Below are 22,156 nucleotides of genomic sequence, written 5' to 3' on the forward strand. Positions count from 1 at the left end.
GCTTCACCTCGCCGGGTGGATCGACTAGGAGGCCGGCATGGCCGATCCTTATTATATCACGACCGCGATCCACTATCCCAACGGGCGTCCGCATATCGGCCATGCCTATGAGATGATCGCCGCCGATGCGATCGCCCGTTTCCAGCGGCAGGCGGGGCGCGACGTCCGCTTCCAGACGGGTACCGACGAACACGGCCTCAAGATGGCGCAGACCGCGCGCGCCCGGAACATGGAAACGCGCGCCTTCGCCGACGAAATGTCGTCGCATTTTAGCGGCATGGCCGACAAGCTCGGCATCAGCTACGATCGCTTCATCCGCACCGTCGAACCCGGTCATTACGCCGCCAGCCAGGCGATCTGGCGCGCGATGCGCGACGCGGGCGACCTCTATCTCGATCGGTACGAAGGCTGGTATTCGGTCCGCGACGAAGCCTTCTACGACGAGAAGGAGCTGGTCGACGGGGAAGGGGGGCAGCGCCTTTCGCCGCAGGGCACGCCGGTCGAATGGACCGCGGAGGAGACGTGGTTCTTCCGCCTGTCCAAATATCAGCAGCCGTTGCTCGACTTCTATGCCGCCAACCCGGACTTCATCCGGCCGGAGGCGCGTCGTAACGAGGTGATGCGCTTCGTCGAGGGCGGCCTGTCCGATCTGTCGGTGTCGCGGACCAGCTTCGACTGGGGCGTACCGGTGCCCGACAGCCCGGGCCATGTCATGTACGTCTGGGTCGACGCGCTCACCAACTATCTGACCGGCGCGGGCTATCCCGACGATACCGCGTCGCTGGCGCGGTTCTGGCCGGCCGATCTGCATCTGATCGGCAAGGACATCACCCGCTTCCATACCGTCTATTGGCCGGCCTTCCTGATGTCGGCGCAGCTGCCGATCCCCAAGCAGGTGTTCGCGCATGGCTTCGTCCTGCACCGCGGTGAGAAGATGTCGAAGTCGGTCGGCAACGTCGTCAGCCCCGACGAGTTGACGGACGCGTTCGGTGTCGACGCGGTCCGCTACTTCCTGCTGCGCGACGTCAGTTTCGGTCAGGACGGCAGCTATTCGGCCGAGGCGATCGTCACGCGCGTCAATGCCGAACTCGCCAACAGCTTCGGCAATCTCGCGCAACGCACCCTGTCGTTCATCGTCAAGAATCTGGCCGGCGCCTTCCCCGAGGCCGGGCGCAGTGACCCGGCCGATGCGATGCTGATCGAAGAGGTCGTCGTCGCCTGCGCCGGTCTCACCTCGGCGTTCGGCGATCTGATGCTCAGCCAGGGGATCGAGGCGTGGATGCGCGGCGTCTTCGCCTGCAACCAATATATCGATGCGCAGGCGCCATGGGCGCTGCGCAAGACGAATCCGGAGCGGATGCAGGCGGTGCTCGGCACGCTGGTCCGTGCGATCCGCATGCTGGCGATCGCGATCCTGCCGGTGGTGCCGGAGTCGGCGGCCAAGGTGCTCGACCAGATCGGTGCCGAGGCGCGCGATCACGCGGCAATCGACGATGACGGCTGGTACGGCCGCCAGGCGACATCGGGCTTCGTCATCGCACCGCCGTCGCCGATCTTCCCGCGGCTCGAACTGCCGGCCGCCGCGGCATGATGTTCGCGGATAGTCACTGCCACCTCAACTATAAGGGGGTGTTCGAGCAGCAGCAGCAGGTGCTCGGCCGCGCGCGCGCCCGCGGCGTCGGTGCGATGCTCAACATCTCGACGCGCGAGAGCGAGTGGGATGCGGTGATCGCCACCGCCGAACGCGAGCCCGACGTATGGGCGGCGATCGGCATCCACCCCAATGAAGCCGATCACTATCCTGACATCGGCCGCGCCACGCTGATCGCGCGCGCCGCGCACCCGCGCGTCGTCGCGATCGGCGAGACGGGCCTCGACTATTTCTACGAACGGTCCGACCGCATCCGTCAGCAGGCGAGCTTCCGCACGCATATCGCCGCGTGCCGCGACACCGGCCTGCCGCTGATCGTCCATACCCGCGACGCAGAGGCGGATACGCTGGCGATCCTGCGCGACGAGATGGAGCAGGGGGCCTATACCGGCGTCATCCACTGCTTCACCGCGAGCGGCGCCTTCGCCGATGCGGCGCTCGCACTCGGTCTCTACATCTCGATTTCGGGCATCGTCACCTTCAAGAACGCGCGGGATCTGCAGGAGACGGCGGCGCGGCTGCCGATCGATCGCTTGCTGATCGAAACGGACGCACCGTTCCTCGCCCCGGTGCCCAACCGCGGCAAGCCCGGTGAGCCGGCGTTCGTCGCCGATACCGCTGCCTTCCTCGCCGCGTTGCGCGGAGAGCCGCTCGATATGCTGGCGGCGCGGACGGCGGACAATTTCTTCACGCTGTTCGGCAAGGCGCGCGGATGAAGGTCCGCATCCTCGGCTCCGGTACGTCATCGGGCGTGCCGCGGATCGGCAATGATTGGGGCGTGTGCGATCCCGCCGAGCCGCGCAACCGCCGCACCCGCGCGTCGATCCTCGTCGAGCATGAGGGCACCCGCATCCTCGTCGACACCGGGCCGGACATGCGCGAGCAGTTGCTCGCCGCGGAGGTGGCGGCGGTCGACGCGATCCTCTGGACGCACGATCACGCCGATCATTGCCACGGCATCGACGATGTCCGCCAGATCTTCCATGCGCGGGGCGCGCCGGTGCAGGGCTATGCCCGACAAAGCACGCTCGCGGCGCTGCGGGAGCGCTTCACCTATGTCTTCGCCGGGCGGCAGGGCTATCCACCGACGGTCGAGGCGGCGGAGCTGCCGGATCGCCTGACCATCGGTGGCATCACCATCGATGTGGTCGACCAGCCGCATGGCCGGATCAGCTCGGCCGGGCTGCGCTTCACCACGGACGATGCGGTCATTGGCTATGCGACCGATTTTCACGAGCTGACCCCGGCGATGCGCGCCCTTTATACCAACCTCGACGTGTGGATCGTCGACGCGCTGCGCTACGCACCGCATCCGACGCACCCCGACGCACCGACCGTTTTGCACTGGATCGAGGAGCTGCGTCCCCGCCGGTCAGCCTTCATACATATGGATCATTCCATGGACTATGCGACGCTCGTCGCGGCGCTGCCGCCGGGCGTCGAACCTGGCTATGACGGACTCGAATTTCGATCATGACACACGAACTGGGCGGCTCTGCATTATTCTATGTGGTGTTGCTTGGCTTGCCGATCGCGGCGCTGGTGGCGCGGCGCGTACCGATCGCCCGGATCGCCTTGTCGCTCGTCAGCTGGGCGGCGATCTTCGGCCTGCTCGCGATCGTCGTGGCGCAGCGGGAGCGCTTTGATCCGTACCTCCAGCACGTCGCACGGCTGCTCAAGATCGAGGATCAGTCGGTCGCGGGCAAGGAGACGCGGATCCGGATGGCGCCCGACGGCCATTTCTGGGCGCGCGTGACGCTCGACGGCGTGTCGCGACGGATGCTCGTCGACAGTGGTGCGACGGTGACGGCGCTTTCGACGACTACGGCGCAGGCAGCCGCGCTCGACGTCCGCGACAGCGCATTTCCGATGATCCTCAACACCGCCAACGGCCAGATCCGTGCGCAGACCGCGACGGTGCGGGAGCTGCGGCTCGGCGATATCGCTGCACGGGATCTCGGCGTCGTCGTGTCGCCGGCCTTCGGGGACACCGATGTGCTCGGGATGAACTTCCTGTCGAAGCTGAAATCGTGGCGGGTGGAGGGCAGCACGCTGATCCTCGAGCCACATCACCCGCAGGTTTTTACATAATACATATTATCGAACTTGAGTAGCAGGGTCGAGAGGGCGCGGTGCACGCGCCCTCTCTTGCGTTCAGAAGTCGAACGTCAACGATCCGGTGATCGTACGCGGCGTGCCGAGGAACGCCGTACCGCCGTCGCTGCCGGCGAGATAGCGCTGGTCGGTCAGGTTGTTCGCCTGGATCGTCAATGACAGACCCTTGAGCGGTCCGGCGACCTTGCCGAGATCCGCGCCGACATAGGCATCGATCAACAGGAAACCGGCACCGCTCGCGTCGCCGCTGGTGTCGAGAAACCGGTCGCCGACCTTCTTGGCCGCTGCGCCGGCTTTCAGCACCGACCCTTTATAGTCGCTCGCCAGCACCCACATCGTGCGTGGTGAATTGATCGCCTGCCGCCCCGGCGTCACATCGACATCGTCATCCTGCGCAGCATTGCCGGTGCCAATATAGGTCGCGTGATTGTAGGTGTAGCTGCCCGACAGCTTCAAAGCCGGCAGGATGCGATAAGCGAGCGCGGCCTCTATGCCGCGACTGCGTATGCCGCCGACGTTGAGATAGACGCTGCTCTGCTCGTTCAGGTAATCGATCCCGCTGACGAGGTTGGCCGAGATCGACTGGATGTGATTGTTGAACTTGATGTCGTAGCCGGTCAGCGACGCCTCTACCCGGCCGGCATTGTAGCGGCCGCCCATCTCGATATTGTTTGCCGTTTCCGGTTTGATCCGTGCGATCACCACATGCGGCTGGCCGAGCGGACCGTTGCCGATCGCGGCGAAATTCTGTGAATAGCCGGCAAAGACTTCCAGTCCCGGCAGCGGCGCCTGCACCGTCACGCCGGCCGAGATCAACGGTTGTGAATGAGAGCGCAGCGACGTGCTGGCCCGGTCGTTGAGCTGTTCGGCGCGGCGTTGATCGAGGAAGAATTGCTTGACGCCGAACCGCGCGCTCAGCCGACCGATCGTTATGGTGTCCTCGCCATAATACATGGCCTCGTCGACATCATAATCCGTGCTGTACTGCTCGTAATAGGCCGTCCCGTCGAACGCCATGCCGACCAGCGGATTGGTGACCTTGTGCCAGTCCCTGATCTGGTTGGCGCGGTCGCGTTCGAACCAGAAGCCGGCCCGCAGCAGGTTCTCCACACCGCCGAACTCGTGCGTCCAGCCGGCATCGGTGGTGAAGCCGCCGCGTTCGCCGCGATAATGGGTATGGCGATAGGACATCACCGCCTGTGAGCCACTCGGATAGCAGGCCGCTGCATAGCTCGGCGGCACGAGCGCAGTACCGGCGCACCCCTCGTTCATGGTCGCCGCGACCCCGGTCGGCGTGACGAAATAGATCTTGCCGAGCGGCGCACCACCGATCCGGGTGGGCTGCGAACCCGTATATTCGCTTTCGGAAGCGCCCACGCCGTCCTGACGGACATCGACCAGATAGGGCGGCAGGAAATCGCCGCGACCCCGGAGCCGATGGTAATAACCGGTCAGCGACAGCGCCACCTCGCCGATATGGGTATCGCTCTTGAGATAGCCGAACAGGTTGCGCCGCAAGGCCCGCGATCCGGCACGGTAGCTCTGATCGATGTACGGGACGCCGGTCCAGTGATCGGTATAGGCATCGTGGTTCGGATCACTGGCGAAGGAGTCAGGCGAGACAGATCCGAATTCCGCTTCATCGGCATCGTCGTATGACAGCCAAGCCGTGAGATTGACCGCGGCGATCGTGCTCTTCAGCTTGCCCTCGACATGGTCGCGGCGCGTCTCACTGGCCCCGCCGATCCAGTCCCGGACCCGCGATGTGGAAGCGCTGACGAAGGCGCGCGTGGACGGCGCGATGTCGCCCGTATCGACGCGCGCGTAGAGCTTGCGCGCACTGAAGTCACCACCCGCCGCCGTGAAGCGATACCGACGCTCGGCCGCCGGATCGTCGGTGACGTAATCGAGCGTACCGCCGAGCGCCTCGTTCGATCGCGACGCGATGTCCGCGGTGCCCTGCGACACGCGCACCGTCTTGAGATCGAGCAAGTCGATATAGCGGTTGGCGCGGGCACCGCCGCCATAGCCGGACCCGCCATTGGGAAGGCCGTCGATCGTCGAGCCGATCTGCTGACCGCCCCCGCCCCCGCTGCTGAACCCGCGGATGCTGATCGAGGTCGCCCAGTCGGACGAACCGAACGCATCGCCCTCAGCAACGAAAACGCCGGGCAGCTCCTTGATGACATCGTTGACGCTGGTCAGCGCCGACTGGCGGCTGATCATCGCATTGGTCACCTGCGTGTTCGCAAAGGTCACCGCCCTGCCCGTAACGACGACCTCCTGATCGTCACCGACGTCCTGCGACTGTGCCGGCACGCTGCCGCCGGCCGGCACAGTTTGAGCTCGGGCAGGACCCGACGCTGCCGCGATCGCAATGATCGCAGCGCCATATTTCAACATGATATTCATCCCCCGCATGATAGCGTGACCGTTGATCCGGTTCGCGGGCGCCGTGTCATACCTCGATGACGAGTATATGACCGGTATTGGGATGCTTAGCCTGAGCTAGAAGCAGCCAAGTTACTGTTGGCAAATAGAAAGGTGTCAAATTTACATCCACGAATGCCAGGCCGGTCGTGCGTCATTTATTTTTCTCGTGGCAGGATGGACGGATATGGCGAAATCGCAGTCATCTAGCCCCACCTCCCGGGCGCTGCTACAGACAGTGCACGACGAGGGAGGATTGAGGTGACGTCATCGGCGATGGATCGGCTCGTGGCGATCATGGCGCGGCTGCGGGATCCCGTCCACGGCTGCTCGTGGGACGTGGCGCAGACCTGGGCGACGATCGCGCCCTATACGATCGAGGAAGCCTATGAGGTCGCCGACGCGATCGCGCGCGACGATGCGGCGGATCTTAAGGATGAACTCGGCGATCTGCTGCTCCAGGTCGTCTTCCATAGCCGGATCGCCGAGGACGCCGGCACCTTCACGCTCGACGACGTCGCCGCGGCGGTGAGCGACAAGATGGAGCGGCGGCATCCTCATATATTCGGCGACGCCGATGCGACGCCGGGCTGGGAAGCGATCAAGGCCGCCGAACGGGAAGGCCAAAGCGATACCAGTGCGCTTGCCGGCGTCGCGGTGGCCCTGCCCGCGCTGATGCGCGCCGTGAAGTTGCAGAACCGCGCCGCCCGGGTCGGCTTCGACTGGCCGGACGGCGACGGCGCATTGGCCAAGGTGCATGAGGAGATCGCGGAGGTCGCCACGGCGACGGGTGACGCGGTCGAAGAGGAGATCGGCGACCTGCTGTTCGCCGTGGTCAATTGGGCGCGCCACCTCGGCATCGATCCGGAAGCGGCGCTGCGTCGGGGCAATGCCAAGTTCGAACGACGCTTCCGGGGGATGGAGGGGATCGCCGGCGACGCTTTCGCCGCCGTGCCGCTCGCCGACAAGGAAGCGTTATGGCAGCGGGTCAAGCACGGCTAGCGTTGCAGGAAACGCGCATAGTCGCGCTCGGCGAGCCGCACCTCATATTGCGTTTCGAGATCCTCGCTGATCTGCCCGAGCACCTCGCCATGCGCGTGCAGCCATGCCGCGCCGGCGCCGTCACCGGCGTCGAGCGTGATCCAGTAACGGCGGTGCCCGGCGGTCAGCTTGGCGGCGACCTGTTCGATCAGGTCGTCGACCCCTTCCCCGCTCAACGCGGAAAGTGCGACGACATCATCGCGATGCCCCGCCTCGACCAGCACGTCCTCGTGCCGCTCGGGATCGAGCAGGTCGAGCTTGTTCCACGCCTCGAACCGCGGGGTCTGCTCGGATACACCGATCTCTGCGAGCACCGCCTCGACGTCGCTCCGCTGCGCCTCGCTGTCGGGATGCGCGATATCGCGGACGTGGATCAGAAGATCGGCCGAGACGACCTCTTCCAGCGTCGCCTGGAAGGCGGCGACGAGCTGCGTCGGCAGGTCGGAGACGAAGCCGACCGTGTCGGACAGGATCGCCTTGTCGATTCCCGGCAGTGAGATCTGCCGCAGCGTCGGGTCGAGCGTCGCGAACAGCAGATCCTCGGCCATGACGTGCGCGCCGGTGAGCCGGTTGAACAGCGTCGACTTGCCGGCATTGGTATAGCCGACCAGCGCGATGATCGGCCACGGTGCCCGCTGGCGCCGATCGCGATGCAGCCCGCGCGTGCGGCTGACCTGATCGAGTTCGCGCCGCAGCCGCGCCATCCGGTCGCGGATCAGCCGGCGATCGGCCTCGATCTGCGTCTCACCCGGACCGCCGAGGAAGCCGAAGCCGCCACGCTGCCGTTCGAGATGGGTCCAGCTGCGCACCAGCCGGCCGGCCTGATAGTCGAGATGCGCGAGTTCGACCTGCAACCGCCCTTCGGCGGTCGCCGCACGCTCGCCGAAGATTTCGAGGATCAGTCCGGTGCGGTCGATTACCTTGGCTTCGAGCGCGGTCTCGAGATTGCGCTGCTGCACCGGGGTGAGGCTCGCATCGAAGACGACGAGGTCGGCCTCGTTCTGCCGCACCTGTACGGCGAGCTGTTCGACCTGACCGCTGCCGATCAGGGTCGCCGCCTTGGGCGCCCTCACCCGCACCGCGACCTTGTCGACGACGACCAGGCCGATCGCCGCGGCGAGGCCCGCCGTCTCGTCGAGCCGGGCATCGGCATCGCGATGCGCGTCGCCGGAATCGGGCAGCACGACGAGGGTGCGGCCGCCGCGGGCGAATTCATCGCGATCGCGATTGAAGCCATTGGTCACGGTCAGTCTTCCGTCTCCCCTTCATCGGCGAGGTTGAGCGCGCGCGCCGGCTGGATGGTCGAGACGGCGTGCTTGTAGACGAGCTGCGCCATGCCTTCGCGCTGGAGCAGCATGCAGAACAGGTCGAAGCCGGCGATCTGACCCTGCAGCATGACGCCGTTGATCAGGAACATCGTCACCGAATCTTCCGATTTGCGCACGGCGTTGAGGAAGATCTCCTGCAACAGCGGCTGCTTGCGCTGCGCCTCGCCGACCGATTCGATCAGCGCGGCGATATCCATCGGGCCGGACGGCATGATCGTCGAAATGGCGTGCTTGTAGATGAGCTGCGACTGGCCGTCGCGGCGCAGCAGCACCGAGAAATTGTCGAACCAGGTGACGATGCCCTGGAGCTTGACGCCCTTGACCAGGAACATGGTCACCGGGGTCTTGGAGCGGCGGAGAGCGTTGAGGAAGAGGTCCTGCAACGAGCCTTGTTTTTCGGCCATACATAAGCCTTTCGGTTCTTGGCGAGCCGTTTGCCCGCTATCGCGCCGTTTCCCGGCGTCGGATCACCGCCCGGACCGGGCGACGACGTGCATCTATGAACGATGGGGCGCTGCGTCCAGCACCTAATCCTCGCGCACGTCGGTGATGCCGAGCAGCTTGAGCTTCCGGTGCAGCGCCGAACGCTCCATGCCGATGAAGCTGGCGGTGCGGCTGATGTTGCCGGAAAAGCGACGGATCTGGACGCGGAGATATTCACGCTCGAAGGTCTCGCGTGCCTCGCGCAGCGGCGCGCCCATGATCGCCCCGCCCCCGCCGCTGCCAAGGTCGCCCTGGTCGCCGAGCACTTCCGCGGGCAGCAGGTCGAGATCGATCCGCCCGATCCGGTCGCCCGGCGCGAGGATGATCGTCCGCTCCACCACGTTGCGGAGCTGACGGACGTTGCCCGGCCAGTCGTACGACTGCAAAGCGACCATCGCGTCGGCGGCGATCTCCGGCGTCGGCACGCGGCGTTCGGCGGCATAATGCGCCATGAAATGTTCGACCAGCGCGGGAATGTCTTCGCGCCGTTCGGCGAGCGGCGGCAGCACGACCGGGACGACATTGAGGCGATAATAGAGATCCTCGCGGAACCGGCCTTCGCTGATCTCGTGGGTCAGGTCGCGCGAGGTCGCCGAGACGACGCGGACGTCGACCTTGACGATGCGCGTGCCGCCGATGCGGCTGAAGCTCTGATCGGTCAGCACGCGCAGGATGCGCGCCTGCGTCGCGATCGGCATGTCCGCGATCTCGTCGAGGAACAAGGTCCCGCCATGCGCCTGTTCGAGCAGGCCGGGACGGATCAGGTCCCCGCCCTCCTCGACGCCGAACAGCTCCTCCTCGACGCGCTCGGGCGTCATCCGCGCCGCGCTGACGATGACGAACGGCGCCTGCGCGCGGTTGCTCCAGCCGTGCAGCAGCCGGGCAGCGACCTCCTTGCCGACCCCGGCCGGCCCCATGATGAGGACGCGGCTGCCGGTCGCGGCGACGCGCTTCAGCGTCGCGCGCACGCCATTGATCGCACCCGAACTGCCGGTGAGATCGCTCTCCCGCCCTGCCGAGACGCGCAGGCTGGCGACCTCGCGACGCAAGCGCTCGGTCTCGGTCGCGCGGGCGACGAGCAGCAACAGCCGCTCCGCCTCGAACGGCTTTTCGATGAAGTCGCTGGCGCCGCGGCGGATCGCGGCGACGGCGGTATCGAGATTGCCGTGGCCCGAAATGACCAGCACCGGGATCGACGGATCGCGCCGCTTGATCTCGTCGAGCAGCTCAAGCCCGTCGAGCCGTGATCCCTGCAACCAGACGTCGAGCAGCACCAGCGACGGCCGGCGGGTGGCGATCGCCTCCAGCGTCGCGTCGCTGTTCGCGGCGGAGCGGGTGTCATAGCCTTCGTCTTCGAGGACGCCGGCGACGAGTTCGCGGATATCGTGTTCGTCATCGACGACGAGGATGTCGAGCGGCATAATTAATTCCGATTACGAGTAAGGGCGGCGAGCTGGCCGTCGCCGGCGGGCTCGGGCGCGGCGGCCCCCTGGTCGAGGGCGGCGAGAGCGGCGGCGTCGAAGGTCATGCGGACGATGGTGCCGCCGCCGTCGCGGTCGGCGAAGGTCATCATGCCGTGATGCTCCTCGACGATCTTCTTGACGATCGCGAGGCCGAGCCCGGTGCCCCGGGCGCGCGTCGTCATATAGGGTTCGACGATCCGGTCGCGATCGGGCGGCAGTCCGACGCCGGTGTCGGCGACCTCCACGATCATCACCGCATCCTCCTCGGCAACGCGCATCGTCACGCTGCCGCCCGCATCGCCCTTGCTTTCGATCGCCTCGACCGCATTCTTGACGATGTTGGTGAAGGCCTGCCCGAGCTGCCGCCGGTCGCAGACCAGCGCGGGCGCCGGCAGGCTGTGATCGAGCGTGAAGCGGATCGACGGATGCGCGACCTCGTGCAGGAACAATGCTTGTCGGGCGATGTCGACCAGCGACTCTTCGCGGAACACCGGCTTGGGCATGCGCGCGAAGGAGCTGAACTCGTCGACCATCCGGCGCAGGTCGCCGACTTGGCGAACGATCGTGTCGGTCAGCCGCGCGAAGGTCGTGTCCTCGGGGTCGATCTTGCTGCCGTAGCGGCGCTGAAGCCGCTCGGCGGCGAGCTGGATCGGGGTGAGCGGGTTCTTGATCTCATGCGCGATCCGGCGCGCGACGTCGGACCAGGCGGCGCGGCGCTGGTCGAGCAGCTGCTGCGTGATGTCGTCGAAGGTCAGGATCGGCCCGGCGTCGGTCCGCGCGATCCGCACGGCAAGCGTCCGCGTGTCGCCGCTGCGGATGACCTGGACGATCGCCTCGCGCATGTCGCCGTCGACCAGTTCGGCGAGCTCGGGCGCGATCCTGCTCAGCGGGCGGCCGATCAGACCATCGGCGCCGGTGCCGATCAATTCGGTCGCCGAGCGGTTGGCGATGCGGATCGTGCCGTCTTCGGCGGTGGCGATGACACCGGCGGAAACCCCGGCCATCACCGCCTCGATCAGCGCACGGCGATTGTCGAGCTGATCATTGGCGCTGACTAGGGCGCTGTTCTGCTCCTGCAGTCGACCGGTCATTTGGTTGAAGGCATTGGCGAGCGTGCCGACCTCGTCCTTGCGGCGCGGATCGGGGACGCGCGCGGTGAGATCGCCGGTGGCGACCTTACGCGCGGCGCCGACGAGCTCCGCGACCGGACGGACAAGGCGATCGGCGACAGCCAGCGCCGCCCAGACGGCGATACCGACGATCAGCAGTGAGACGATCAGCAAGGCCGCATTGAACTTGAGCTGGAGCGACCGGGACCGGCTTTGCAGCGCCTGATAGTCGCGGATGATCGCGTCGCCGCGGCGCAGCTGGCTGGCAAGCTGCGGATCGAAGATGCGCGCCGAATAGAGATAGGCGCCTTTGCCATAAGCGATCGGCACGACCACACCGATCCGGTCGTCGCTGCGGATGACGACGAAGCCGGCGCCGGTGTCGAGCGCCTGTTCCACCGCCGGGGTGACGAGGTTCCGCAGCGGCTTGCCATAGGGGTTGAGCACGATCAGCGGATCGGACTCGCCGCGGCGGATGATCATCGCCTCCGATTGTTCACGGCGATAGGTCTGGATCAGGAGCGCCTGCTGAAAATAGGCGCTGTCGATCGCATGACCCTGCAAATCGACGGCGAGGTCGCCGCTCATCGCCTGGACCTGCGAGATGACGCGATTGGCCTCGCGCTGATAGTTCTCGCCGACCAGGGTCCGCGCATTCTCGATCATGCCGCTCGCGCGATCGGACGACCAGAATTCGACGCCGATCTGGAACAGCAGGGAGGCGAAGATGGTGACGAGCAATGCCGGCACCGCGGCGATGATCGAGAAGATGGCGACGAGGCGGACGTGCAGCACGCCCTCGCCCCCGACGAGCGACGCCGCGGCCCGCCGCCGCGCGATACGCCGCCCGACGAGCATCAGCAGCGCGATACCCGGTACCAGATTGGCGACGAGCAGCGAGGCGATCGCCGGCGGTGACAGCGGCTGGGCCGGCTTGCTGCTGCCGGTGATGATGAAATAGGTGGCGGTCGCGATCGCGATGGCGAGCGCCAGCACCAACGCCTCGACGGCGGGCGTGATGCGCAGCCGGCGATCCGGAAGGGATTCGATCAGATCGGGCGTGACGGCCGCGTTCATTGTCGCCATCGTACAACGTGGATTGTTGCACGGAAACCACATAATTTGGCGTTGCCGGTGGTTTGTGGTGACACCGGGACGAACGACGCTAGCGGCCGGCCCCTCCGCCCCTCATTCGTCGGTGCGTGTGCTGATCCCGAGCGTGTCGAGCCGCTTGCGCAGCGTGTTGCGGTTTAGGCCGAGCGCACGCGCTGCACGGAGCTGGTTGCCGCCGTGACGGGCGAGCATCACGGCGATGAGCGGTCGCTCGACCTCGCCGATGACGCGATCGTACAGGCTGCCGTCGTCAAGCGCGTCGGGGCGCTCGCGCGCGATCCGCTCGACGAGATGGCGGACCGCCTCGGCGATGCCCGGATCGGCCGCCTCCCCCGCGCCGCCCGGCGCGCCAAGCAGATCGCGGATCGTCGCCGCGTCGATCAGCTCGTCGCGGGCGAGCACCGCCAGGCGCCGCATCAGATTCTCCAGCTCGCGGACATTGCCCGGCCAGTCGTGCGCGGTCAGCGCCGCCTGCGCCGCATCGCTGAGCTGGCGCCGCGGCAGTCCCTGCGCCGCGGCGCTCTCTAAGAAGTGGCGGGCGAGCAGCGGGATGTCCTGCCGACGTTCGCGCAGCGCGGGCAGCGCGATCGGCACGACGTTGAGGCGGTAGAACAGATCCTCGCGGAACTGGCCCGACGCGACCTGCGTCGTCAGATCGCGGTTGGTCGCCGCGACGACGCGGACATCGGCGCGCATCGCCCGCGCACCGCCGACCGTGGTGAATTCACCCGACTGGAGCACGCGCAGCAGCCGCGTCTGTGCCTCCATCGGCATGTCGCCGATCTCGTCGAGGAACAGGGTGCCGCCGGCCGCCTGTTCGAACCGGCCGGCATTGCGCACCGCGGCGCCGGTGAAGGCGCCGCGCTCATGGCCGAAAAGCTCCGCCTCAATCAGCTCACGGGGAATCGCGGCCATGTTGATTGCAACGAACGGCGCCGCCCGCCGCGCGCCGAGATCGTGGATCGCGCGGGCGACCAATTCCTTGCCGGTGCCCGACTCGCCGGAGATCAGCACGGTCAGATCGTTCGAGAGCACCCGCGCGATGATGCGGTAGACGTCCTGCATCGCCGGCGAGCGACCGATCAGCGGCAAGGCGGGGTCCTCCCCCGCCTCGGGCTGCGGCATCACCGCGCCGCGCGCCAGCGCGCCGGCGACCGCGCGGGTCAGATCGTCGAGGTCGAAGGGCTTGGGGAGATATTCATAAGCCCCGACCTCGGCCGCACGCACCGCCGTGGTCAGCGTGTTCTGCGCCGACAGGATGATCACCGGCAATTGCGGCAGGCGCTCGCCGATCTCTTGCGCACGGGCGATGCCGTCGCCGTCGGGCAAAATGACATCGGTGATCAGCACGTCCGGCACGCGGGTGGCGAGCATCCGGTCGAGCTGCGCCAGCGTCTCGGCGGTCTGGACGTCATGACCGGCCCGGCGCAGCGCCTGCGCGACGACGGTGCGGATCGCGGCATCATCGTCGACGACGAGGACACGGCTCACAGCGTCGCTCGCGGCAGCAGGAGGCGCAACGTCGTCATTTCGGGGGTTCCTTCGCGGGCATATTGGACGATGCCGCCCATGTCGCGCATCAGCTTGTCGACCAGGGCGAGGCCGAGCCCCTGCCCCTCCGGCCGTCCCGAGACAAAGGCGTCGAACAGATGGTCGGCGATGTCGGCCGGCGCGCCCGGGCCGTTGTCGGTCACGCAGATCTCGATCGGCAACGGTGTGCGCGGTCGGCCCGCGGCGGCGGCGACCGACATGCCGTGACGATAGGCCGTCGTGATCAGGATGCGCGGGTTGCGCTCGGCCCGGCACGCCTCCACCGCATTCTTGAGCAGGTTGATGAGGATCTGGAGAAGCGCATCGCGGTTGATCGCCGCATCGGGCAGCGACGGATCGAACCGTTCCTCGATCGTCACGCCGCGACCAAAACCGGCGAGCGCAAGCCGGCGCGCATGGCCGAGCAACGGGTAGATATTCTCGCCATGGATCGGCAGCGGGCGGGTGTCGCTGAAATCCTGCATCCGGTCGATCAGCGCGGCGATGCGATCGACCTCGGTGACGATCAGCGTGGTGAGTTCGCCGGTGCCGAGCAATTGCGCCGCGCCGCGGATGCCCGACAGCGGGTTCTTGATCTCATGGGCGAGCATCGCCGCAGCGCCGCTCGCCGCGCGCGCCCCGCCGCCGGACTGGGCGAGCCCGCGGGTGGTCGCCGCGCTGTGCAGGGTAATGGCGCGCCAGCCGGGATGATCAGACACGGCCGCCTCGACGAAGTCGACGCGGATCTTGGGGCCGTGCGGCGTCGCGATCTCGGCGTCATAATAAGCGAAGCCGCCCTCGCGGCGATCGTCGGCGGCCGGCGGCGGCAGGATCGCGGCGAGCGGCTGGCCGCGCATCACCCGCTCGGACAGGTTGAGCAATTGTTCGGCGAAAGCATTGGCATGGGCGATGCGATCGTCCGGGTCGATGACGATCACCGCGACCGGCAGCGCACCGAACAGCTCGGCGAAACCGGGGCGACCCGAGGCATAGCCGCTGTGCGGCGTCATCACGCGGTCAGGCAGCCTGCGCGATCGGCTGGTCGCGGAGCGGCGCGTAGAAGTCGGCGAGCATCCGCTTGACCACCGCCGCATCGGGCTGCTGGTTGACCGTATTGCGGAACTCGGCTGATCCGGTCAGCCCCTTGGTGTACCAGCCGATATGCTTGCGGGCCATATTGACGCCGGTGACGCTGCCGTAATGATCGAGCATCGCGTCATAATGTTCGCTGATGACGCGATATTGCTCGTCGAGCGAAGGATCGGCGCGACGCGTGCCGGTGGCGAGATATTCCATCACCTGACCGAGCAGCCACGGTCGGCCATACGCGCCGCGGCCGATCATGATGCCGTCCGCACCCGATTGGTCGAGCGCGGCGACCGCATCTTCGATCGAGCAGATATCGCCATTGGCGATCACCGGGATGCTGACCGCATCCTTGACGGTGCGGATGAAGCGCCAGTCGGCGCTGCCCTTGTACATCTGGTTGCGGGTGCGGCCGTGGACGGTGATGAGCTGGACGCCGAGATCCTGCGCGATCCGGGACAGCTCGGGCGCGTTGAGGCTGTCGAGGTCCCAGCCCATCCGCATCTTGAGCGTCACCGGCGCCTTGACCGCCTTGACTACCGCGTCGACCAGCTGCGCGGCGAGCGTAGGGTCGCGCATCAGCGCCGACCCCGCGTCGCCGTTGGTGACCTTGCGCACCGGGCAGCCCATGTTGATGTCGATGATCGCCGCGCCGCGATCCTCGGCGAGCTTCGCCGCCTCCGCCATCTCATAGGGGGTGCAGCCGACCAGCTGCATCGACACCGGCTCTTCGGACAGATGCCAGGCCGCTTTCTGGATCGACTGGCGCGTCTCGCGGATCGCCGCCTGGCTGGCGATCATCTCGGTGACATTGAGGCCGGAGCCGTAGCGTCGGACGAGCGTGCGGAACGGCATGTCGGTGACGCCGGTCATCGGCGCCAGGATGACGGGGGTGTCGATCCGCACGGGACCGATCTGGATGGGCGAAAGAGCTGCCATGATCTGCCTGAAAAACAGGCATCGCCCTAGCGACTTGCCGCGGTGCTGGCAAGGTCGCGGGCGGCGGGCTAGGATGGGGCGATGACCGAACGAGCTTATACGACGGCGCTGATCGTGGCGGCGGGCAGCGGCGTGCGCGCCGGCGGGGCCTTGCCCAAACAATATGCCACGATCGCCGGCAAGCCGCTGATCGCCCATGCCTACGCCGCCTTCGCCGACCATCCCGCAATCGATCGGGTGGTGGTGGTGATCGCCCCCGGCGCCGAGCCGCTGGCGCAGGCGGCGCTGGGCGCGGTGACGCTGGTGACGGGCGGCGCGTCGCGGCGCGAGTCGGTGGCGAAGGGCCTTGCCGCGGTCACCGGCGCGCGGGTGCTGGTGCATGATGCGGCAAGGCCGTTCGTGCCCGCCGCGGTGATCGATCGGGTCGTCGCCGCGCTCGATGCGGCGGACGGTGTCATCCCGGCGATCGCCGTGGCGGACACGTTGGTCCGCGACGGCACGGTGGTGCCGCGCGACGGCCTGTCGCGCGTGCAGACGCCGCAAGGCTTCCGCACGGAAGCGCTGCGCGCCGCGCATGCGGCCTGGCCCGCCGACGACGAGGCGACCGACGATGCGCAAATGGTGCAGCGACTTGGCGGCAGCGTCGCTTTGGTGCAGGGCGATGCGATGCTCGACAAGGTAACGCATCCGGAAGATTTCGCCGCCGCCGAGGCGCGCGTGCAATGGGAGTCACGCAGCGCCTCCGGCTTCGACGTGCATCGGCTCGAGGCCGGTGAGCAACTCTGGCTCGGCGGCGTGCTGATCCCACACGACAAGGGCCTCTCGGGTCATAGCGACGCGGATGTCGCGCTGCATGCCCTGACCGATGCGCTGCTCGGCACGATCGCCGCGGGCGATATCGGCACCCACTTCCCGCCCTCCGATCCCCAATGGAAGGGGGCCGATTCGGCGCAATTCCTCCAACATGCCGCGACGCTGATCGCGGAGCGCCGCGGGCGCATCGACTTCGTCGACCTGACGCTGATCTGCGAGGCGCCGAAGATCGGGCCGCACCGCGCGGCGATGCGGGAGCGGATCGCGGCGCTGCTCGACCTGTCGATCGACCGGGTGAGCATCAAGGCGACGACGACCGAACGGCTCGGCTTCACCGGCCGCGGCGAAGGCATTGCCGCACAGGCGGTCGCCACCGTGAGCCTGCCGCGATGAGAGCGCTGCTCGCCATCGTCGGCCTGCTCGCCGCCTCGTCCGCCGAGGCGCAGACCCGGTGCATCACGACACCCGAGGCGGAGGCGATGACGCTCGTCGCGCTGCCCGACATCATTCAGCAGACCGGGATCATCTGTGCGACGCGCCTGCCGTCGTCGAGCCTGATCCGCCGCACCGACAGCCAATTCCTCGGCCGCTATCAGGCGGCGGCGGATCGCGCCTGGCCGGATGCGCGGGCGGCGATCGTCAAATTGTCCGATCCGATGATCGATTCGCTGCTCCAGTCGGAATTCGCCCGCCCGTTGCTCACGGCGGCGCTCGCGCCCTTGCTGGTCGGGCGGATCAACCCGGCCGATTGCGGCACGATCGACCGTTTCGTGACGCCGCTCGCGCCGCTGCCGCCGCAGAATACCGCGGCGGTGATCGTCACCACCCTGCGCTATTTCAAGGAGCAGAAGGCCAGAGGCAAGGCGAGCGCGGTGCCCGACCTGCCGCTCTGCCCGGAGGGTTCGCGCTGATGGATACGCTGCTACCCCGTGAATTGATCGACGCCGCCACGCGCGTCGTCGAGGCGAACCGCGCCGCGGGCCGCACCGTCGCGCTCGCCGAAAGCTGCACCGGCGGTCTGGTCGCCGCGGCGATCACCGAAGTGCCGGGCGCGTCCGACGTGTTCGGCGCCGGCTTCGTCACCTATTCGAACGACGCCAAGATGAAGCTGCTCAAGGTCAACAGCGACGTGCTGGAGACGTTCGGCGCGGTGTCGATCGCGGTGGCGTGGAGCATGGCGCAGGGCGCACTCGCCAGCAGCGGCGCCGATGTCGCGGTGGCGATCACCGGCGTCGCCGGGCCGGGCGGCGGATCGGTCAAGAAGCCGGTCGGCACCGTCGTCTTCGCACGAGCGGAGAAGGGCGGCGATCCGTCGGACGTCCATGCCGACCGCAAGGCGTTCGGCGACCTCGGCCGCGGCGGCATCCGGCTTCAAGCGGCGCTGGTCGCGCTCGAGTTGCTGTTGCCGTAAAGCACTTTGGCGCGATCCTCGAACGCGCCGATCATCCGCCGCAACGCCACGCCGAACACCTGGCCGGCGAGCATCTCGAACATCCGGTTCTTGAACTGGAAGTCGACCGCGAAATCGACTGCGCAGCCGCCCTCTTGGGCGCGGAAGCGCCAGTCGTTGTGCAGATATTTGAGCGGCCCGTCGATATATTCGACATGGACGCTGTCGGGCCGCACCTTCTCCACCTTCGAGGTGAACGTCTCGCGCAGCCCCTTGAAGCCGACGATCATGTCGGCGAGCGTCGCGGTGTCGCTGTCCTGGCGGACCCGCATCGCGCTGACCCAGGGCAGGAACTCCGGATAGCGCTTCACGTCGGCGACCATGTCGAACATCTGCTCGGGCGTGTACGGCAGATGCCGGGTCTCGGCGTGTTTAGGCACGTTCGAGCGTCTTCCCGGCGAGCTTGGCGGCGCGGGCATCGCGCATCTTGGCGAAATCGTCGCCGGCATGATAGCTCGACCGGGTCAGCGGCGACGAGGCGACGAGCAGGAAGCCCTTGGCGCGCGCGATCGCGGCATAGCTGTCGAACGCCTTGGGCGTGACGAACTCCGCCACCTTGGCATGGCGCGGCGTCGGCTGGAGATATTGCCCCATCGTCAGGAAGTCGATGTCCGCCGAGCGCATGTCGTCCATCACCTGATGCACTTCCAGCCGCTGCTCGCCGAGGCCGAGCATCACGCCCGACTTGGTGAAGATCGACGGATCGAGCTTCTTGACGCTCTCCAGCAGGCGGATCGAGGCATAGTAACGCGCGCCGGGACGGATCGTCGGATAGAGGCGCGGCACGGTTTCGAGATTGTGGTTGTAGACATCGGGGCGCGCGGCGACGATCGCCTCGACCGCGGCTTCGTGCTTGTTGCGGAAATCCGGGGTGAGGATCTCGATCGTCGTGCGCGGATTGGCGCGGCGGATCGCCTCGATCACCTTGACGAACTGCTGGGCACCGCCGTCCGGCAGATCGTCACGATCGACCGAGGTGACGACGATATGCTCCAGCCCCATCTGCGCCGCGGCGTCGGCGACGTTGTTGGGCTCCATCGGATCGACCGCGCGCGGCATGCCGGTCTTGACGTTGCAGAAGGCGCAGGCCCGGGTGCAGGTGTCGCCGAGGATCATCACCGTCGCATGTTTCTTCGACCAGCATTCGCCGATGTTCGGACACGCCGCCTCCTCGCAGACGGTGGTCAGGCTCTTCGACCGCATCAGTTCGCGCGTCGCGGCGAAGCCGGCGCTGGTCGGCGCCTTGACGCGGATCCAGTCGGGCTTGCGCTGGCGTTCCGGACGGGCGAGCGGAGTCATCTCGTTCATGATCCGCGAGATAGCGACTCCACGGTTTGTGAACAACCATCATGCCGTTTGTGAAGAAGCTTTGCCCGCCTGCCATAGCCGGCACACACCGGATAAATGTGCGTTATAGCTGCCGAAACGGACGCTAATTGGAGGTACAATGACCGACTTCGCCGACATGGTCCAAGGCTATCGCCGGTTCCGCGACAAGGGCTGGACCGAGCAGCGCGAGCGTTGGAGCCAGCTAAGCCAGGGACAGGATCCCAAGGTGATGGTGATCGCCTGTTCGGACAGCCGCGTCGATCCGATGCAGATCTTCGACGTCGCGCCGGGCGAGATCTTCACCGTGCGCAACGTCGCCAATCTCGTCCCGCCGTTCGAAACGAACAAGGGTTTCCACGGCGTCTCCGCCGCGGTGGAGTTCGCGGTGACGCAGCTCGAGGTGCCCGAGGTGGTGGTGATGGGCCACGCCTCGTGCGGTGGCTGCGCCGCGGCACTGTCGGGCGGTTTTGCCGGGCGCGAGAAGGGCAACGGCGGCTTCATTTCCGACTGGGTCGGTCTGCTCGACGAGGCTCGCGACAAGGTGAAGGCCGAATTCGGCGAAGGCGCTGAGGCGAAGCGCGAGCTGGAGCACGAGGCGGTGCGGGTCAGTCTCGCCAACCTGCGCACCTTCCCCTTCGTCGCCGAGCGCGAGGCTGCGGGCAAGCTCAAGCTCCGCGGCGCCTATTTCGCGATCGCGGACGGCGTGCTGCACGTGATGGATGAAGACGGGGTCTTCGCTCCGGCGTGATCAAAGCCGGCGGCGCTCCGCAGGGGCGCCGCCGTTCACGATCTCAGCCGATGTCCCGCGCATAGACGACATCGTCGTGCAAGGTTGCGCCGACCTGATATTGGCGCCGACCAGCCAGCGCGAAGCCCTGGCGTTCGTAGAACAGTCGTGCGCGCCTATTGCCGCCATAGACTCCGAGCAGCATGCGGGTCGCGCTCAGCGCCCGTGCGTCCTCGACTGCCCGCGCCATCAGCAACGCGCCCAGACCCGTGCCGCTCGCGACGGGCAAGGTGTAGATACGGCGGAGCTCGATATCGTGCGGTCCTGCCGGGATCGGTAGATCGGGGGCAGTCAGCATCGTATAGCCGACCGGTGCGGCGCCGTCGGGATGTTCGGCGAGCGTCACGACGCTCGCCGGGTCGGCGATCCAGCGTCGGAACGCCTCGACCGAACTGCTCTTCGCGACATGGGCGACGATGTCCGCCCCGTCGAGGATGCCGGCGAAGGTCGCGAGGAAGCTCGCGCCCGCCACCAGCGCGACCGCAGGCGCATCCGCGGGGGACGCGCGCCGCAGCCGCCAGTGCATCAGCCGACGATCTCTTCGGGCTTGAAGAAATAGGCGATCTCGATCTCGGCATTCTCGTCCGAATCCGAACCGTGAACGGTGTTCGCCTCGATCGATTCGGCGAGTTCCTTGCGGATCGTGCCCGGCTCGGCATTCGCCGGGTTGGTCGCGCCCATGATGTCGCGATTGCGCTGCATCGCATTCTCGCCCTCGAGCACCTGGACGACGACCGGGCCGGAGATCATGAAACTGACCAGATCGTTGAAGAACGGACGCTCGCGGTGCACGGCGTAAAAGCCCTCGGCCTGCTCGCGCGTCATCTGGATGCGCTTCGACGCGACGACGCGCAGGCCGGCCTCTTCGAGCATCTTGGTGACGGCGCCGGTCAGGTTGCGGCGGGTGGCATCGGGCTTGATGATCGAAAAGGTACGGTTCGCGGCCATGATGGTCACGGGCTCCTGTCTTGGGCAATCGTGGAAGTCGCGGAGCCCTAGTCGCGGGGCGGCCTGTTTGCAACCGGTTCGGCTCGAGCGGTCCGGCTCAGGCGGCCTGCTCCCAGCGGCCGGCGTCATTCTGCTTCCAATATCGCCGCTCGATCCCGTCGCGGCCGCCGAGCGCGCGCCACGCCTCGCGCGCGCTGCGGATATGTTCGTCCTCGAAGAAGTGGAAGGCACGATCGAAGTCGAGCGCTGCCTCCCGCCATTCGCCGTCGACCAACGCAACGTGGCGCGCGGCATTGGCCGCCACCACGTCGTCGGCGATCAGGATCGGCTGGCGCGTGTCATCCCCCGCCCCGATCTGTGCATGCGGCAGGAAACTGTCGGCGCGATAGCTCCACAGCAGCCGGTCGATGCCGGCACGCTGCTCCGCCTGCGCGCTGACGATGAGCAACCGCTGGCCGCCCTCCACCACCTTCGCCGCAATCTGTGGCAACGCCCGATCGAGCGGGGTCGCGGTAAGGTGGTAGAAATCGACCTGCATGGG

The 22,156-nt window shown here is 67.1% G+C and carries 21 protein-coding genes and 1 pseudogene; 9 read left to right on the forward strand and 13 right to left on the reverse strand.

The genetic code is table 11. The annotated features are described in order from the left end of the window. Window positions 1-37 precede the first annotated feature (37 nt). Genes metG through V8201_RS09200 form a run of 4 tightly spaced genes read left to right on the forward strand, consistent with a single transcriptional unit; the run spans window position 38 to window position 3,742 of the window. A complete protein-coding gene (gene metG / locus V8201_RS09185) occupies window positions 38-1,591 on the forward strand; it encodes a methionine--tRNA ligase (RefSeq protein ID WP_336545100.1) in 1,554 nt (517 codons plus the stop codon). Beyond that, window positions 1,591-2,367, forward strand: a complete 777-nt coding sequence (locus V8201_RS09190; protein WP_336545299.1) for a TatD family hydrolase — start codon at window positions 1,591-1,593, stop codon at window positions 2,365-2,367. The genes metG and V8201_RS09190 overlap by 1 nt, the downstream gene beginning before the upstream one ends. Then, a complete protein-coding gene (locus tag V8201_RS09195) occupies window positions 2,364-3,128 on the forward strand; it encodes an MBL fold metallo-hydrolase (RefSeq protein ID WP_336545101.1) in 765 nt (254 codons plus the stop codon). Before V8201_RS09190 ends, V8201_RS09195 begins: the two co-directional genes overlap by 4 nt. Then, window positions 3,125-3,742: a retropepsin-like aspartic protease family protein gene (locus tag V8201_RS09200; protein ID WP_336545102.1), complete on the forward strand. Its 618-nt coding sequence runs from the start codon at window positions 3,125-3,127 to the stop codon at window positions 3,740-3,742. Before V8201_RS09195 ends, V8201_RS09200 begins: the two co-directional genes overlap by 4 nt. Before the next feature lie 63 nt (window positions 3,743-3,805). On the opposite strand, the gene V8201_RS09205 is transcribed toward V8201_RS09200, so the two are convergent. After that, entirely contained in the window at window positions 3,806-6,178 is a 2,373-nt protein-coding gene (locus V8201_RS09205) for a TonB-dependent receptor (RefSeq protein ID WP_336545103.1), read from the reverse strand. A gap of 294 nt (window positions 6,179-6,472) precedes the next feature. On the opposite strand from V8201_RS09205, the gene mazG reads away from it, so the two are divergent. Further along, entirely contained in the window at window positions 6,473-7,198 is a 726-nt protein-coding gene (mazG, locus tag V8201_RS09210; protein ID WP_336545104.1) for a nucleoside triphosphate pyrophosphohydrolase, read from the forward strand. On the opposite strand, the gene hflX is transcribed toward mazG, so the two are convergent. The 7 genes and pseudogenes from hflX to dusB all read right to left on the reverse strand — a co-directional run bounded on the left by hflX (window position 7,195) and on the right by dusB (window position 16,288). Further along, window positions 7,195-8,481 carry a GTPase HflX gene (gene hflX, locus V8201_RS09215; protein WP_037536447.1) on the reverse strand — a complete coding sequence of 429 codons (1,287 nt, stop codon included), beginning with the start codon at window positions 8,479-8,481 and terminating at the stop codon, window positions 7,195-7,197. The two genes, mazG and hflX, sit on opposite strands and share 4 nt — an antisense overlap. A 2-nt stretch (window positions 8,482-8,483) precedes the next feature. Next, a pseudogene (hfq, locus tag V8201_RS09220) lies at window positions 8,484-8,993 on the reverse strand (RNA chaperone Hfq); the annotation flags it as partial. Between the two features lie 99 nt (window positions 8,994-9,092). Further along, window positions 9,093-10,469 carry a nitrogen assimilation response regulator NtrX gene (gene ntrX / locus V8201_RS09225; protein WP_336545105.1) on the reverse strand — a complete coding sequence of 459 codons (1,377 nt, stop codon included), beginning with the start codon at window positions 10,467-10,469 and terminating at the stop codon, window positions 9,093-9,095. Between the two features lie 2 nt (window positions 10,470-10,471). Beyond that, the gene (locus V8201_RS09230; protein ID WP_051583673.1) at window positions 10,472-12,697 is read right to left on the reverse strand and encodes a sensor histidine kinase; all 2,226 of its coding nucleotides are present in this window, start codon (window positions 12,695-12,697) and stop codon (window positions 10,472-10,474) included. A 111-nt stretch (window positions 12,698-12,808) separates the two neighbouring features. Continuing rightward, a complete protein-coding gene (gene ntrC / locus V8201_RS09235) occupies window positions 12,809-14,224 on the reverse strand; it encodes a nitrogen regulation protein NR(I) (RefSeq protein ID WP_271298786.1) in 1,416 nt (471 codons plus the stop codon). Beyond that, window positions 14,221-15,273, reverse strand: coding sequence for a two-component system sensor histidine kinase NtrB (locus tag V8201_RS09240; protein WP_336545106.1), 1,053 nt, complete (start codon window positions 15,271-15,273; stop codon window positions 14,221-14,223). Before V8201_RS09240 ends, ntrC begins: the two co-directional genes overlap by 4 nt. Window positions 15,274-15,280: 7 nt before the next feature. Next, the gene (dusB, locus tag V8201_RS09245; protein ID WP_037536436.1) at window positions 15,281-16,288 is read right to left on the reverse strand and encodes a tRNA dihydrouridine synthase DusB; all 1,008 of its coding nucleotides are present in this window, start codon (window positions 16,286-16,288) and stop codon (window positions 15,281-15,283) included. Window positions 16,289-16,369: 81 nt separating this feature from the next. Here dusB and V8201_RS09250 point away from each other — a divergent pair, with 81 nt between their 5' ends. From V8201_RS09250 to V8201_RS09260, 3 genes are read left to right on the forward strand one after another with little or no spacing between them, the layout of a single operon-like run. Beyond that, on the forward strand, window positions 16,370-17,494 hold the full coding sequence (locus V8201_RS09250) for a bifunctional 2-C-methyl-D-erythritol 4-phosphate cytidylyltransferase/2-C-methyl-D-erythritol 2,4-cyclodiphosphate synthase (RefSeq protein WP_336545107.1): 1,125 nt from the start codon (window positions 16,370-16,372) through the stop codon (window positions 17,492-17,494). Further along, window positions 17,491-18,012, forward strand: coding sequence for a hypothetical protein (locus V8201_RS09255; protein WP_037536433.1), 522 nt, complete (start codon window positions 17,491-17,493; stop codon window positions 18,010-18,012). Before V8201_RS09250 ends, V8201_RS09255 begins: the two co-directional genes overlap by 4 nt. Continuing rightward, window positions 18,012-18,512 carry a CinA family protein gene (locus tag V8201_RS09260; RefSeq protein ID WP_336545108.1) on the forward strand — a complete coding sequence of 167 codons (501 nt, stop codon included), beginning with the start codon at window positions 18,012-18,014 and terminating at the stop codon, window positions 18,510-18,512. The genes V8201_RS09255 and V8201_RS09260 overlap by 1 nt, the downstream gene beginning before the upstream one ends. On the opposite strand, the gene V8201_RS09265 is transcribed toward V8201_RS09260, so the two are convergent. After that, window positions 18,473-18,931 (reverse strand): type II toxin-antitoxin system RatA family toxin, encoded by a 459-nt coding sequence (locus V8201_RS09265; RefSeq protein ID WP_336545109.1) that lies wholly within the window; start codon window positions 18,929-18,931, stop codon window positions 18,473-18,475. The two genes, V8201_RS09260 and V8201_RS09265, sit on opposite strands and share 40 nt — an antisense overlap. Continuing rightward, window positions 18,924-19,859 (reverse strand): lipoyl synthase, encoded by a 936-nt coding sequence (lipA, locus tag V8201_RS09270; protein ID WP_037536427.1) that lies wholly within the window; start codon window positions 19,857-19,859, stop codon window positions 18,924-18,926. Before lipA ends, V8201_RS09265 begins: the two co-directional genes overlap by 8 nt. 139 nt (window positions 19,860-19,998) lie before the next feature. Between lipA and V8201_RS09275 the strand changes: the two genes are divergently transcribed. Continuing rightward, entirely contained in the window at window positions 19,999-20,628 is a 630-nt protein-coding gene (locus V8201_RS09275; protein WP_336545110.1) for a carbonic anhydrase, read from the forward strand. Between the two features lie 43 nt (window positions 20,629-20,671). On the opposite strand, the gene V8201_RS09280 is transcribed toward V8201_RS09275, so the two are convergent. The 3 genes from V8201_RS09280 to V8201_RS09290 form a co-directional block, all read right to left on the reverse strand. After that, window positions 20,672-21,193 (reverse strand): GNAT family N-acetyltransferase, encoded by a 522-nt coding sequence (locus V8201_RS09280; RefSeq protein ID WP_336545111.1) that lies wholly within the window; start codon window positions 21,191-21,193, stop codon window positions 20,672-20,674. Continuing rightward, window positions 21,193-21,615, reverse strand: coding sequence for a nucleoside-diphosphate kinase (gene ndk / locus V8201_RS09285; protein ID WP_037536422.1), 423 nt, complete (start codon window positions 21,613-21,615; stop codon window positions 21,193-21,195). The genes V8201_RS09280 and ndk overlap by 1 nt, the downstream gene beginning before the upstream one ends. A gap of 97 nt (window positions 21,616-21,712) precedes the next feature. Then, window positions 21,713-22,153, reverse strand: a complete 441-nt coding sequence (locus V8201_RS09290) for a DNA polymerase III subunit chi (RefSeq protein ID WP_271298795.1) — start codon at window positions 22,151-22,153, stop codon at window positions 21,713-21,715. Window positions 22,154-22,156: the final 3 nt, after the last annotated feature.

Origin of the sequence: Sphingomonas kyungheensis (assembly GCF_037120395.1) — a bacterium.
GTDB lineage: Bacteria > Pseudomonadota > Alphaproteobacteria > Sphingomonadales > Sphingomonadaceae > Sphingomonas > Sphingomonas kyungheensis.